Source organism: Paraburkholderia tropica (genome assembly GCF_900109265.1).
GTDB classification, from domain to species: Bacteria; Pseudomonadota; Gammaproteobacteria; order Burkholderiales; family Burkholderiaceae; genus Paraburkholderia; species Paraburkholderia tropica.
Window position 1 is genome coordinate 326916 of the sequence record NZ_FNZM01000003.1, and the last position, 14075, is coordinate 340990.

At 61.2% G+C, this 14075-nt stretch carries 16 protein-coding genes; 11 read left to right on the forward strand and 5 right to left on the reverse strand.

The features are described from left to right. A complete protein-coding gene (locus tag BMY06_RS05950; RefSeq protein ID WP_065060849.1) occupies positions 1-510 on the reverse strand; it encodes a GNAT family N-acetyltransferase in 510 nt (169 codons plus the stop codon). 318 nt (positions 511-828) lie between these two features. On the opposite strand from BMY06_RS05950, the gene BMY06_RS05955 reads away from it, so the two are divergent. The 7 genes from BMY06_RS05955 (at position 829) to BMY06_RS05985 (ending at position 8699) form a co-directional block, all read left to right on the forward strand. Continuing rightward, positions 829-2052: a hypothetical protein gene (locus tag BMY06_RS05955; protein ID WP_173816916.1), complete on the forward strand. Its 1224-nt coding sequence runs from the start codon at positions 829-831 to the stop codon at positions 2050-2052. A gap of 17 nt (positions 2053-2069) precedes the next feature. Next, the gene (locus BMY06_RS05960) at positions 2070-4643 is read left to right on the forward strand and encodes a response regulator (protein WP_074982018.1); all 2574 of its coding nucleotides are present in this window, start codon (positions 2070-2072) and stop codon (positions 4641-4643) included. Positions 4644-4740: 97 nt separating this feature from the next. Beyond that, a complete protein-coding gene (locus BMY06_RS05965; RefSeq protein WP_074982019.1) occupies positions 4741-5325 on the forward strand; it encodes a TetR/AcrR family transcriptional regulator in 585 nt (194 codons plus the stop codon). Between the two features lie 124 nt (positions 5326-5449). Continuing rightward, positions 5450-6331: an NmrA family NAD(P)-binding protein gene (locus tag BMY06_RS05970; RefSeq protein WP_074982021.1), complete on the forward strand. Its 882-nt coding sequence runs from the start codon at positions 5450-5452 to the stop codon at positions 6329-6331. Between the two features lie 373 nt (positions 6332-6704). Beyond that, positions 6705-7097 (forward strand): hypothetical protein, encoded by a 393-nt coding sequence (locus BMY06_RS39515; protein WP_156773773.1) that lies wholly within the window; start codon positions 6705-6707, stop codon positions 7095-7097. Positions 7098-7157: 60 nt separating this feature from the next. Continuing rightward, positions 7158-7442: a hypothetical protein gene (locus BMY06_RS05980; protein WP_074982211.1), complete on the forward strand. Its 285-nt coding sequence runs from the start codon at positions 7158-7160 to the stop codon at positions 7440-7442. Positions 7443-7622: 180 nt separating this feature from the next. Next, positions 7623-8699 carry a helix-turn-helix transcriptional regulator gene (locus tag BMY06_RS05985; protein WP_074982023.1) on the forward strand — a complete coding sequence of 359 codons (1077 nt, stop codon included), beginning with the start codon at positions 7623-7625 and terminating at the stop codon, positions 8697-8699. Here the strand turns inward: BMY06_RS05985 and BMY06_RS05990 are convergent. The 4 genes from BMY06_RS05990 to BMY06_RS06005 all read right to left on the reverse strand — a co-directional run bounded on the left by BMY06_RS05990 (position 8684) and on the right by BMY06_RS06005 (position 11690). Beyond that, positions 8684-9091, reverse strand: coding sequence for a RidA family protein (locus tag BMY06_RS05990; RefSeq protein ID WP_074982025.1), 408 nt, complete (start codon positions 9089-9091; stop codon positions 8684-8686). The genes BMY06_RS05985 and BMY06_RS05990 overlap by 16 nt on opposite strands. Beyond that, on the reverse strand, positions 9088-9678 hold the full coding sequence (locus tag BMY06_RS05995; RefSeq protein WP_244144271.1) for a GNAT family N-acetyltransferase: 591 nt from the start codon (positions 9676-9678) through the stop codon (positions 9088-9090). Before BMY06_RS05995 ends, BMY06_RS05990 begins: the two co-directional genes overlap by 4 nt. Before the next feature lie 109 nt (positions 9679-9787). Next, on the reverse strand, positions 9788-10903 hold the full coding sequence (locus BMY06_RS40090) for a methyltransferase family protein (RefSeq protein WP_244144272.1): 1116 nt from the start codon (positions 10901-10903) through the stop codon (positions 9788-9790). A gap of 28 nt (positions 10904-10931) precedes the next feature. Next, on the reverse strand, positions 10932-11690 hold the full coding sequence (locus BMY06_RS06005) for a LysE family translocator (RefSeq protein WP_309251713.1): 759 nt from the start codon (positions 11688-11690) through the stop codon (positions 10932-10934). Positions 11691-12044: 354 nt separating this feature from the next. Between BMY06_RS06005 and BMY06_RS06010 the strand changes: the two genes are divergently transcribed. The 4 genes from BMY06_RS06010 to BMY06_RS06025 are packed head-to-tail and all read left to right on the forward strand — an operon-like array spanning position 12045 to position 14068. Next, positions 12045-12761 carry a beta-ketoacyl synthase chain length factor gene (locus BMY06_RS06010; RefSeq protein WP_074982027.1) on the forward strand — a complete coding sequence of 239 codons (717 nt, stop codon included), beginning with the start codon at positions 12045-12047 and terminating at the stop codon, positions 12759-12761. Then, positions 12745-13539 carry a lysophospholipid acyltransferase family protein gene (locus BMY06_RS06015; RefSeq protein ID WP_074982029.1) on the forward strand — a complete coding sequence of 265 codons (795 nt, stop codon included), beginning with the start codon at positions 12745-12747 and terminating at the stop codon, positions 13537-13539. Before BMY06_RS06010 ends, BMY06_RS06015 begins: the two co-directional genes overlap by 17 nt. Further along, complete coding sequence (locus BMY06_RS06020) at positions 13514-13813, forward strand: phosphopantetheine-binding protein (RefSeq protein WP_065060840.1); 300 nt, start codon at positions 13514-13516, stop codon at positions 13811-13813. The genes BMY06_RS06015 and BMY06_RS06020 overlap by 26 nt, the downstream gene beginning before the upstream one ends. Before the next feature lie 3 nt (positions 13814-13816). After that, positions 13817-14068 carry an acyl carrier protein gene (locus tag BMY06_RS06025; RefSeq protein WP_065060839.1) on the forward strand — a complete coding sequence of 84 codons (252 nt, stop codon included), beginning with the start codon at positions 13817-13819 and terminating at the stop codon, positions 14066-14068. Positions 14069-14075: the final 7 nt, after the last annotated feature.

The window sequence follows — 14075 nt, forward strand, 5'->3', positions numbered from 1 at the left end:
TCAGGCGTCGCGATCCGAGACGATCGCCCAGCGTTCGTGATCGCGCCAGATGCCGCCGATCCGCAGATAGCGCGGCGAAAACCCTTCTTTGCTGAAGCCCACGCGGCGCACCAGCGCGATCGACGCGCTGTTTTCCGGCTGGATATTCGCTTCGAGCCGGTGCAGGCCGAGATCGTCGAAGGCGTAGGCCACGGCGGCGCGCAGTGCTTCGGTCATCCGCCCCGTGCGCGCGAAACGCGCCATGCCGTAGTAGCCCAGATACGCGCTCTGAAACACGCCGGCGACGATCTCGCTGAGATTGATGACGCCGACAATGCCGCCGCTCGCGGCCTCGCGCGCAATCAGGCTCGCGTTCGGGCCGCTCAGACCGCGCCCGAACCAGGCGTCGAAACCCGCCTGATCCGTGAAGGACGTGACCCAGGGCAGATGATGGGACTGGCTTTCGAGGTTCGCGGCAATCAGGTCGGGCGCGTCGGCGCGCGTGACGCGGTTCAGCAGAATGGATCGCATGGGGATCGGGAAATCGGGGCAAAAAGGCGGGAGGGAAAGATAGCAAATTCTCTGGTCGCACAATAAAAAATGGTGCCGAAATTCTCTAAGGCGGGCTTATTCGGGGCGCTATTCGCAGGCGTTATCGACGCTATTCAAATTGCATAAAAAATCGCCGAAATCCGGGTAGACGATTGATTCGAACGGGCGAGTACCGTCATGCGCCCGAACAGACGGCCACACGCTATGGGTTTTCTCTAGAGTTGAAGGATCGCCGGTCATGCACGAGCGGCGATACCGCGCCGATTTCAGGCGCAACCTCAACCCAAGGAAAATTAGATGAGCACGACTTATCACCACGAACTCGCTGCGGAGTTCAAGCTTGCCGACGTCAACCTGGGCGATGTCCACGCGCCGTTAGCACTCAAACGTACGATTCATCCTGAATCGATCCGCGACAACCTGCCGGCCGGTCAGGGCGGCATTGGCTTTCTTTTTCATGCCACCGACTGGGAGACGCTTTCATTCTCATTCCATAACGTCAAGACGCGTAATGAGGCATTCGAGGAAGAGTTGTGGCGCACGCCGCCTTTCATTGCGTCGCCGATCTATTCGGGCACGCAAATGATCGGCGCGAATATCGCCTGTCCGGTACCGCTTGAAATGTGGCTCGGCAGTCCGCGCGGCATCAAGCGCTTTCGCGAGACGCAATTTTTTCCGGCACTCGAACTGGCGCGCCGCGCGGGTCTGAACATGGTGGCGATGGGCGCGTCCACGCCTTATGCCTGCAATTACGGCGCGCTGCCGCGTCCGATCAAGCCGCCTCATATCACGACCGGTCACGCGGCCACGGCGGCGATGCTCAAGGAATGGGCCATGCACTGCTGCAACGAAGTCGGGCTCGATTTCGGCAAGACGCGGCTCGCGTTGTTCGGCGCGGCGGGACGGCTCGGCACGACGGTCGCGCGCTACGCGACGTACAAGGACGCACCGAAGGAGCTGATCCTGATCGATCTGCCCGACAAGGTGAATCTGTTGCACGATCAAGCGAAGGAATTGCTGGCGTCGGATCTGCTCGGGCACACGAAAGTGTCCGTGCATACGTTCAGCCCCGACACGCCGCTGCCACAATTCGACGGCGCCATTCTCGCGAGCAGCACCAGCGTGCCGTATTTGACCGCCGCCGACCTCAAACGCGCGCAGTTCTGGATTGACGATTCGCATCCGCGTGCGGCGAGTGTCGAAGCGGAACTCGCTTCGCGTGGCCATACGCTATATATTGAGTGTTTTGCCCGTGGCCCGGTTGGGCTCGATACGGCATTCCCGTTCCGCTTACCGTCCACTCGCGATTGCTATACCTGCTTTGCCGAAGGTTATGCCGCGTGGCAAGAGGGCATTGCGTCCGATTTCATTATCGGCAGTCCGCCCGTGTGGTCCGTATCCTATACGCATGGACTGGTAAAGAAATACGGTTTTTCAGTCGGGCCATTTCACGGGAAAAATGGCTTGCCGATCGAAATGGATATGCGCCATGACGGCAAACCGGAACTGGTAGGACCATAACGATTAACGGAGGCCCAATCGTGATGTCGCGCGAGCGCATGGGGGAGATGCTGGAACGTAGCCGGCTGGCTATCCGATGGGGAGGCATATTGGGCCTCCTGTGCCACCCCATCTATTACCTGGTCTGGACCTATGTCCTGCCGCAGCCCTACGACAATCTCGCCCTGCGTTTGAGCGCGGCGCTCGTTTGCGTGCCGTTGATCTTCCAGGCGTACTGGCCGCGGCGTTTCAATCATTACCTGCTGCTTTACTGGCACGCCTGCCTGATTTACGTCTTGCCGTTCGTCTGCACGTTTCTGGCTATTCGTAATGGATTTTCGACGATGTGGATGATGACGGAAGTCATGATGATTTTTATCATGGCGCTCTGCATCGACAGTCCGCTTTTACTGATGGCCTGTATTGGTGTCGGCGTGGCAACCAGTTCGGTGGCGGCGGTGGTTACGTCGCCCGTTCCTGTTGTGCTGAGCACGGCCAATCAATCCGATCTCGCCTTGCTGCCCGTGGTGATGTTGTGCAGCATGGCATTCAGTCATGCAATCAGCATTGGGCGTATTTTCGTTGAAAAGAATCGGGTATTGCAGGCGCTTGCAGGATCTATTGCGCATGAAATGCGTAATCCGCTGAGCCAGTTGAAACACGTGCTTGAAAACGTCGAGGAAAATCTGCCCGCGGCCACCGAGCCGAATCGTCCTGCGGTGCTGTCTCACGACAAGGCCGCTGCGCTTTACCGGCATCTCGCGCAGGGCAAAACGTCGATCGAGCGCGGTTTGCGCATTATCGCCATGACGCTGGACGAAGTGAGCGCCAAACCCATTCGCTCGGACCGTCTCGCGTATCTGAGCGCGGCGGCCACCACGCGCAAGGCGCTCGAAGAGTTCGGTTTCGACGACGAAGACGAACGCAGCAAAGTCAAGCTGCTCGTGCGTGAAGACTTCACCTTCAAGGTCGACGAAACGGTTTATCTGTTCATTCTCTTCAATCTCATGAAGAACGCGCTGCATCACATGGCGGCGCGCGCATCGTCCACGTTGACGCTCACGGTCGAGCGGCAAAGCATTATCGTGCGCGATACCGGTTCCGGTATTGCGCCTGAGATGCTCGCGCATCTATTCGAGCCGTTTCGCACGTCCGGCAATTCGGCGGGAACGGGGCTCGGTCTCGCCTATTGCCAGCGCGCGATGCAGGCGTTTGGCGGCACTATCGCGTGCCGCTCCGAAGTGGACAAATTCACGGAATTCGCGCTGCATTTTCCGGCGATTCCCGATCGTGAAGTGGCCGAATACGAGCGCGAAATGCTCGATCGCGCGCGTCCGGTTTTCGAAGGCAAGCGCATTCTGCTCTGCGACGAGGACGTGTATCAGCGCGCGAAAACGCGTCGCGTGCTGGCGGGCATGGGCGCACAGGTCAGCGAGGCCGACAACGGCCAGCTCGCGCTGGCCATGCTGCGCGAGCGCGGCGGCGAGCATTACGACCTCGTGCTGATCGAAGCGAACATGCCGGCGCTCGACGGCTATGCGGTCGCGGAGCGCATTCGCGCGTCGAATCATCGGGCGATCCAGAACATCCTGATCGCGGGCTTTGCGGCGCAGCCCGGCGGCGTGGCGCAAGTGCTCGCGCGCCGCGCGGGCATGGACGTCATGCTCGGCAAGGCGGGCAGCGTGCTGGAGCTGATCGGCGCGTTGCAGGCGCTGTTCGAAAGCGGCGACCGGCGCGTGGCGCGCAAGGGCGTCGAACGGCTGTCGGGCAAGTCGATCCTCGTCGCCGACGACGATACCTATAGCCGCTCGATCGCCAAAGCCTGGCTCGAACGCAGCGGCGCGCGCGTGATCGAGGCCGAGCACGGCCACGCGGTGCTCGACCATTTGCGCGCGGGCGAGGTCATCGACGCCATTGTCATGGACATGAACATGCCGGGCATGGGCGGCCCCGACACCACGGCGGCGATCCGCGCGCGCACGGACGCGTATGCGAACGTGCCGATCGTCGCGCTCACGGGCCAGTCCGATATGGAGGCGATTCGCGAGTGCCTGAGCGTGGGCATGGACGACGTGCTCGTGAAGCCCGTGCAGGCCGCCGTGCTGTGCGCGGCGGTGTCGACGCAGATTGCGCGGCTCGGCGCGAAGGCGTCGCCCGCGAGCGCGGAACCGGCGCCGTTGCCGCCGATGGTGCACGATCTCACGCTGCCCACCGGCCGCGAGTTGCTCGACGAACTGCAACTGGGTGAATTGACGGCGCTTGGGTTGATCGACCAGACCTTTCTCGACGGCGTGGCGCAGATTCGCGCGCTCGTCGACGAACTCGTGCGCGGCGCGCGCTCGATGGAATCGGAGCCCGCGCACACGGCGCTGCATCGGCTGCTGGGCGTGAGCGGCAATATCGGCGCGAAATCGCTGCATGCGTTCGGGCGCACGATTTATCCGCGTATCGTCGACGGGCAGTGGCCGCTGGAGCCCGACTGGATCGAGCAGATCGCCGCGCTGGGCAAGCGCTCGGCCGACGCGCTGGAAACGTATTTCGATTCGGTCACGCCGCTGCGCCATCCCGACCGCGCGACGAACGCAAGCGCGACGCGTTTGCTAACGTTATGAGCCGCCTGCATCGCTCCGGATGATCGCGAAATGCGCCTTGACTTCGATTTAGATGACGACTAGCATCTAAATCATCGAATCACGGAGCAGGCGCACCATGAGGAAATCGAGGGCCGAAACCGCCGAAACGCGCGAGCGCATCGTGGCGGTCGCCGCCGAGGCATTCCGGGCCGACGGCATTCACGCCACCGGCGTCGCCGACGTAATGGCCGCAGCGGGCCTGTCGCACGGCGGCTTCTACCGCCATTTCGAATCGAAGGATCAACTGGTCGCCGAGGCCTGCGAGGCCGGGTTGAGCGGCATCGTCGGCACGCTCGCGGCTGCCGCGCAAGGGCAGGCGGGCGAGGACGCATTCAAGGCCGTGGTCGACGCCTATCTCTCGACCGGCCATCGCGACGCGCCCGGGCGCGGTTGCCCGATCGCGGGCATGGGCAGCGAACTGGCGCGCGCGGACGACGCGACGCGTGAAGTGGCCGCGCGCGGCATCGACGAACTGGTCGATCTGCTCGTCAGCCCCCGTGAGCGCGCGGGTGAAGGCGAGGACGCGCAAGCGGACCGTTCGCGTGCGCTGCTCGCATTCTCGGCGATGGTGGGCGGGCTCACGCTATCGCGCATCGTCGCGGACCCGGAGGCTTCGGCCTCGCTGCTGAACACGATCAAACAACAACTCGAAACGATCTGAACGAGCGGTGCGTATCGCGCGCTGCATTTTTTTACTGCTGTATGTGCATATGCACTAATAAGGATATCGAATCGATAGCCGATTCTTTGTCCGCATCTGAACCCAACCTGAACGGAGAGTCATCATGGAAAAGCGCAAATACCTGATTACCGGCGCGACCGGCAAAACCGGCGTCTACACGGTCAACAATCTGCTGGCGGCGGGCCACGACGTTCGCGCCATGGTTCACGGCGAAGACGCGCGCAGCGCCGCGCTGCGCGAGGCGGGCGCCGAAGTGGTGGTGGGCGATCTGCTCGATCACGACGATCTGCTTCGCGCGACCGATGGCGTGACGGGCGCGTATCTGTGCTACCCGGTGCATCCGGGCTTCATTCAAGGCACCGCGTATTTCGCAGACGCCGCGCGCCGCGCGGGCCTCGACGTGGTCGTGGAAATGTCACAAATCTCCGCGCGTGAAGATGCGAAAAGCCATGCTGCCCGCGATCACTGGATTGCCGAGCGTGTGCTCGACTGGTCGGGCGTGCCGACGGTTCACATTCGTCCGACGTTCTTTTCGGAATGGCTGATTTTCCCGTGGGTGCGCGACACGATCGTCAAGGAAGGCCAGATCACGCTGCCTTATGGCGAAGGGCGTCACGCACCGATCGCGGCGGAAGATCAGGCGCGCTTCATCACGGCGATGCTCACGCAGCCGTCCGCGCATATCGGCAAGGCTTACGAGCTGTGCGGGCCGGTCGAACTCGATCATCACGAGATCGCGCAGAAGATCAGCGAAGTCATCGGCCGGAAGATTGTCTATAACCCCGGCACGCTGGACGACTATCGTGCGCATTTGCAACGCTACGATTTGCCGGAGTTTGCGATCCAGCATTTCATTGAAGTCGCCGTCGATTACCGCAATGGTGTGTTTAAAGGCAGCGACCATATTATCGAGCAGGTGACTGGCAAGGCGCCGCAAACCGTTGAAGCATTCGTGCGCACCAATAGTCAGCTTTTTTCAGCATGATTCGTGCTGAACGCCCGCTCGCGGATGAGCGGGCGTTCGCGTGTTTATCGCTGGCGGCGAATTGCCTTAAAGCGTTCACGTGAACGTCAAATAGTCGTCATGTCCGCGCGCCGGCCTTGAGCCGTCGGGGACTCACGCGTGCCGGCGTTCCATATATTGGGGAAACTCCCAAATCGCATCACCCTTCCACGCGGATTTAACAAAGTTAGAATGAAATCTCTAGGTCGCAAATGCAACGGCGGGACGGCGGCCTGAACTGTGTGCGCGAGCGTACATAACGACGACGGCGAAGTAGAGGAGGCGGACATGGAGCAATCCTGGATCGGGCTGGCGGCCGGTGCAATCGTGCTGGCGTTGGTAGCGATGTCCACGCGTGCGCACTATCGCCGGGAACGCCGACGCGCTGACTTGCTGCGTCATCTGGATCATCACGACTGGTGCCGCTGGACGCGAGTACGTCGTTAGTCATCCTGATAGAAATTCAGGGGTGGTTATTGTGCACACAACGGGGGCAATCGTGGGCTATGACTTCGCGGAGAAGGATCTGGCGCACATCCAGAATATCCTGGGCCATCTCGAGCATACGGCCGGGAAAGACAGCGCCGCGGCGACCGGCGCAGGCATCAGCCTGAACTACTGGCGCGCGCGAGTGCGAACCTTGCTGGCCATGCCGCTTTTGCCGATTCACATCGAAAAGCAGGCGAAAGCACTGCTTGCGCGTCTCGATCGTCTCGAAGACTCGCGACGGTGTGCGACGCCGGGTTGACGGGCCGGGCGGGAATCGAAATTGCTGCCTGGTCTTTCGGCCCGTTGAATGGTGTGCATCATGTTGCGCAACTACGAGTACGAAGGTTACACGTTCGAAGTGTCCGTCGAGTCCGGCGTCATGGTCGGCTCCGTGCCTCATGCGCTCAAGCGTGGGGGCTATGTGGCGGTCGTCACCCTCTATTGGCGGGGCGAGGTAGTCTCGGTGTTTTCTCCATTGAGATTCGGCGATATTGGCGGTCGTCCGTTCGCCACCGATATCGACGCGCTCATGGGCGGTTATAGCGCCGCACGAAAAATCGTCGATGATTTTTTTCTTCACGCGCCCGTTAAAACGCCGAAATAAACCGGGCAAACGTTTGCCAAAACTTGAGGCGTTTGCTCAAGTAAAGCACGACGTCCTTGCTGAATCCATCATTGCGATAAACGAAAAAGTGATTCGGCGACGATGCGCCAATATCACCGTAAAGTTTTCGTGTGGTCTGACGATAAGCACAGGGATAAACAAAAATGACCAGCAGTCTCCATGCTTACTCAGGAAGAGAAAACCGTACTCGATATCATGGGCACGCAGCCGGATCGCGCGTGGCCTTCGAATATTCTTAAGGAAGCGGTGCTGGCGCGGCTGCCGGAGTTGGGCGAGAAGACCGTGCGCCGGTTATTTGTGAAGCTCGAAGAAGATGCATTGATCGAGCGCGACGGCAACGGCCGCAATACCACGTGGATACTGCTCGCGCGCGGGCCGAGCGAAACCATTCGGCCGCCCGTCGATATTTCGCTGGCTCTGCTGAAACTGCGTCAACTCGCGCGACACCATTTGCCGCCGGGAAAAATCGGCGACTTCCGGGAATATCTCGCGGGCGCGAATCGCGTGCTCGGTGTGCCGCCGCTCGACTCCCGCACGCGCGACGCACAGGCCTGGATCGGCAAGACCGCGCGCGTCGCGCCCGGTTATCCGGTGCTTGAACCGGAAATCGACGAGACCGTGTTCGATACGGCGTGCGCTGCGCTCTATCGCGACGAAACGCTGCACATCACCTATCGATCCGCCGACGCGAGCGAAGGCGCCACGCGCGATTATCTCGTGCTGCCGTATGCGATCGTCGAGAAAGCGCCGTTCTGGTATCTGGTCGTGAGTCTGCGCCGTTCGAGCGGCGCGCAGGGTGCGCCCTTCCTGCTACGCATGGACCGTGTGCAATCGGTCGCACCGCGCGGCTACGATTTGAAGCGCGATACGAATTTCGATCTCGCCGCGTTCATTCGCAGCGAACGCGTTTTCGAATGGTTTCCGGAAATGCCCGAGCGGTGCGTGTTGCGCGTGACGGAGACGAATGGCATTCCGAGTGCGTTTCGCGCGGCGCGTCTCTCGGACGATCAGGTGATCGAGGAAGTTGCGGGCGGTTTTATTCTCACGGCGACACTCACGCCTTCGCGCGCGTTGCGCAATCTGCTGCTCGAACACGCGCCCACGGTGGAACTGCTTTCGCCAGCGCACCTGCGTGCGGAGATTGCCCAGACGCTGATGGCGGCGGCTACACGCTATGCGACGCCTTATGGGAATTCCGACGTGGACTCCGACGTCGACGCTTACACCGCGCCCTGAGCGCGCTGCACCGCCACGCACTTGATTTCCACGAGCAAGCCTGGATGCGCGAGTTCCGCTACGCCGATCGCCGTCCAGGCGCAGGTTCCGCGCGGGAAAACGCGATTCTTCACCTCGCGAAAGACGGCCATGTGCGCCTGCATCTGAACGTGATATGTCGTCATGTCGACGATATCGTCGAATGTGCAGCCCGCCGCCTCCAGCACGATACGCAGATTGTCCCAGCACGCGCGGAACTGCGCCTCGGGATCGGCGATCACGTCGAGGTCGGCGGTGCGCCCGACTTGTCCGGCGCAATAGACGGTTGCGCCAACCTTCACGGCGGGCGCGTAGCCCGCGTGCTCGACAATGCGCTGCATGGCAGGCGGAATGATGACTTCACGGTCGGTCATGAACGCGATCCTTCGGTAAAAGCAGGCTGGGCGTATTTCAAACCCGCACGCCAATCGCGCCGCAATCGCCCGTATAGTGCGCTGTCGCTGATATCGTCGCCGACGATCCAGCGTTCGCGCAACAGACCTTCGCGCACGAAATCGAGCCGCTCCAGCACGCGCGCGGAAGCAAGATTGCGCGGATCGATATCGGCTTCGAGGCGATGGAGCTTCGCGATATCGAACGCGTAATCGACGACGGCCGCCGCCGCCTCGCTCATATAGCCTTTGCCCCAATGCCGCCGTTGCAGGCTGAAGCCAATTTCGGCGCGGCGGCATTGTGCGTTCAGATGAAAGAGATCGCAACCGCCGATGACTTCGCCGCTATCCAGCGTCTCAATGGCGCTCACGAACACTTCGCCATTGGCGGCCGATTGCAGGACTTTCTCGACGCGCGCTTCGGCTTCGTGCGCGTGCTGCATGGGCGCGAACGAAAAATAGCGCATGGCTTGTGCGTCGGACCAGATGGCGAAGAATGCGCGCGCGTCGGTTTGTTCGAGCGGGCGCACGCGCAGGCGTGCCGTGATCAGCGTGACAGGTTCGAACATGGCGAGCAATATCCGCGTGTGAATGGCGCAGGATATTTCAACCCCTGGCATTTAGCAATTCGCGAACGGGTTGATTGCCAGCATGCGCGCCCGAATGCGCGCGATTCCTTTAGAAGAACCTCGGCAGCAGCCGAAAACGCACGCGCTCGCGATAATCACGGTAGGCGGGATCGTTTGACAACAGCCGCTCTTCGCGCACGATACGGCTGATTTGCAGCGCCCAGAGGCACAGAATCACCGCGAGGTTTCTGATGCCGAAATTCGGCAGCAGAAAGCCAATATCTCGGATGAAATAGCCGAGATAAACCGGATGCCGGACCCATCGATAAGGTCCATTCACGACCACGCCGCGATTGCCCGGCAGCAGCCCGAATGAGCGGCGCAGACAGAGTTTCGCCCAGATCGAAAACAGCACGCCGCCGATTTGCAGCGTGGCGCCCACGGTATCCGGCAGCAGATGAATACCGGGCCGCAACTGGACAAACAGAAAATACCAGCTCGCGCCAAACGTTACGAAGATGCTGAACGGATGCCAGTCGCGCGCACGCGGCAGGCGCGCCATCAACGAGACGGCAATCGTCACGGCTTCGCCAATCGCGAGAATCAGCAAGGTAATGCGCGATTCGTCGAGTCGATACTGTTTCAGCAGCGTGTGGAGAAAGAGGAGCAGCAGGAGTACGCTGCCGGTCCGCAACACGATTTCCAGGGCGATTGCCGATGCCGTTGCGCCGCGCGTAGCCGCAGCGTCCGCCTTGGGCGGATCGGACAGGGTCGCGGGTGCAGGTGGGGACATGGATCGGCGCTCGACAAACTCGGGTTGGCTGCCGCAATAGCGGCGCGATGACGACAGTTCATGCAATAACGGTCGCCGAATTCGATTTCTGTAGGGAATCGTAAGGCGTTGTAGTGAGTTGCGCCATTGATCACCCGTGCCGCATATAGCTATTCCGGCGATGGCCTGGCGTATCGAAGGCGACTGTTCAGTAAGCACTTCGTCGTAAACAGATTGAAAAGCAGCGCGGAGCGTTACGCGCTGTAAGGACACAGCGGGGACGTAGAACGGATACGCTTCAGTGATGGCGATCGGCAGCGGGTCGGGCCGCACGAGATACGGCGTGATGCGCGCGAATATCGTCGAAATGAACAGCACGGCGATGCCGCGATGTTTTCCGCCTGTCGATACGCAGTGAATCGGTATCGACGAAACGGTTTGAATTCGCCGCACGGCTATGCGTGCGCGAATTCAATGACGCTCAATGCGCGAGCGCCCAGATCAGCGAACCTGAAAACAAGGCCACGACCACCGACGCACAGCGCTGGATAATCGCGGGCCGCAACAGCGGCAGACGGCCTTCGCGTGGCGCCGCGCCAATGGCAATCCACGCGCAGCCAATTGGAATCAGCAGAATCGCGAATAACGCCATGGCTTCCAGCCAGATTGAAAACGTGGCGAATGCCGCGGGCGGAAAAATTGAACCCGCAAACAGAATGGCTTTCGGATTGAGCACCGTCGCGCTAAACAGCGTGCGCGGGCCAATCACTTTAACGTTCGATGTTTCGATCGAATCGGCCGTGAGCCACAGACGTATTGCAAGCCACGCGAGATACAGGCTGCTGGCCACGCGCAGAATCTTGGGCAACCAGCTCAGCGATTGCGAAGCGTGCGTGAAGCAGAGGCCCCAGACCGTAATCGAGACGAGATAACCGGCCAGTTCGAAAGCGGTCAGATGCGCGGAGCGCCGAAAACCCAGTCTCAAGCCGGCGGCGGCGAGCAGGGTGTTGGTCGGTCCGGGCATGAGCAGCACGATCGCGCAGCCCGACGCCATCAGCGCGGCAGAGGAAAGGGTGAACATGAGGTGAGCACGAGTGACCGATACAAGCGTGCCGGCCCGCATCGAGCGAGCAGCGGGGCGGCAAAAAGGCAGAGTAGCCGCCAGAAGCGCGCAACCTTGCCGTGAGCCCGACATTTTACGACTTTCGCGGCCGCTGCCTGGTTTATTGCCGGGCTTCACGTTTTTGCGCGCAGAGTGCCATGACTATAAAGTTGCTAACGCAGCCATATAAGGGGCGGAACGGAGCGGCGCGCGGATTCAGACTATGCGGAATGAATCGTATTGACGAATTGGGCTATTTCTGCCGTCAATTTGAAGGTGATGTTAAAACATTGTTAAGCCATTGATTTAAAAGTGAGTATTGATTATAGTCGCGGAATTCTAAAATATTTCGGCGATATCCCTAAATAAAGCTCATGAGATGCCGTTAAAGTGAGCGCGAGATCTCGCCCCTGCCTTGACGCGGGGCGGGAACAATAAACATACACCGTTCGGGGCGCGACACACTCGCTTGTGTCGCCAAGACCACCTCCTATGCCTGATTTAGCCTGGACCGTGCCCGTGGCGCGATGGTCCTTCTGGTCTTCCACTTCGGAAAGCCCGCCGGCTGTTGCATTCGTCGACCCGATGATGCGCCGCCGGCTGAGTTCGCTTTCGCGGATGGCCCTGAAAGTGGCGGGCGATTGCGTCGATGCGAGCACGCCGGTGCGCGTGGTGTTCGCGTCGCGGCATGGCGAGTTGCGCCGCACGACCGACATTCTGGGCGACATCGAAGCCAGCAAACCGGTCTCGCCGAACGCGTTCAGTCTTTCGGTGCTCAACGCCATGTCGGGGTTATTCGGCATCGCGCGCGGCGACCGCTCCGCCGCCACGGCGGTCTCGGCCGGCGCTGAAACGCTGGGCTACGCGCTGCTCGAAGCGCACGCGCAATACGCAAGCGAGCCGGGCGCGCCGGTCCTCGTGATTTACGCCGACGAACCGGCGCACGCGCGTTACGGCGATATCGAACAGGAAGTGCAGGGCGGCGCGTTCGCGTTGCTGCTCGATGCGGGCGAGTCTTCGCAAGGCCGCCTCGCGTGCTCGGTGGCGCCCGATGCTTCTACGCAAACTCATACGCAAAATCCCGCTTCGCTCCGCAAATTCGCGACGCAGAGCGAAGCGCTGCATCACTGCCTGAGCGCGGGCGAATGTGCTGCGTGGGACGGCGCGGGCGGCACATGGCAATGGAGCTGGCATGCCGGCACGGCTTGATTACGGCTGGCGTCTGTTCGCCACGGCGCTCAGTTTCGTGGTGTTCGGCGTGTGCGGGCTGCTGTTTTCGCTGGTCGCGTTTCCGCTTGCGTGCGTCTGGCCGCATCGCGCGTCGCGTCAGCGCGCCATGTCGGCCATCATTCACGCGTTCTTCCGCGCGCTCGTGGCCGCGTTGCAGCGCATGGGCGTCATGAAGCTCGATGTCGAAGGCGTGCAGGCGCTGCGCTCGGGCACGCCCGCCATCGTGGTCGCGAACCATCCCACTTATCTCGACGTGGTCGTGCTGCTTGCGCTGATGCCGTCGGCCTGCTGCGTCGTCAAGAACGCGCACTGGAGCAATCCGTGTCTGTGGGGCATCGTGCGCGCGGCCGAGTACGTGAGCAACGCCGATCCGCAGGGCTTCGTGGAAGACTGCGCGCGCCAGCTCGCGAACGGCTACAGCATGATCATTTTTCCCGAAGGCTCGCGCAGTCCCGCGCCGAATCGTCTGCATGCGTTTTCGCGCGGTTTCGCGCATACGGCGCTGGAGGCCGGCGTGCCGATCCAGCCGGTGCTGATGCACTGCGACCCGCCCGCCTTCACCAAGCAGATGCGCTGGTATCACGTGCCGGAGCGGCCCTTTCGTATGACCGTGAACGTGCTGGCGCCCATCGGCGTGGAGCGGCTCGCGCCGCGCGAGATGCCCTCGGCGCTCGCTGCACGCAACGTCACGCGCGCCATCGAGGCGCACATCACCCAGTACCTGTTCGACTATGGATTCTTTAAAACTGGAAATTAAGCAGCTCCTGATCGAGGCGCTCGATCTGGAGCACCTCACGCCAGCCGATATCGACGACGACGCACCGCTGTTCGATACCGACGGCGTGGGGCTCGATTCGATCGACGCACTGGAGATCGGCATCGTGCTGCGCCAACACTATCAACTGACCATCGCTGCCGACGACGAAAACGTACGCGGCCATTTTCGTTCGATCACCACGCTCGCGGCGCTGGTCGCGGGTCATCGCAACGAAAACGAAACGCTGGAAGCCACTGCAGGCAAGGGGGATTGAATCATGAACGACGCAGAAATTCTCGGGCGCATCCGCGAGATCTTTCAGGAAAATTTCGACATCGAGCCGTCGCGCGTCACGCCTGAAGCGCACCTGTTCGAAGAGCTGGATCTCGACAGCATCGACGCCGTCGATCTGGCGATCAAGCTGCAGGAAATGACGGGCCGCCGCATCAAGCCGGAAGAGTTCAAGTCGGTGCGCACGGTGGGCGACGTGATCGCCGCTGTGGAGTCGCTGCTCGCGACCCAGGCTTGAGGCCGTC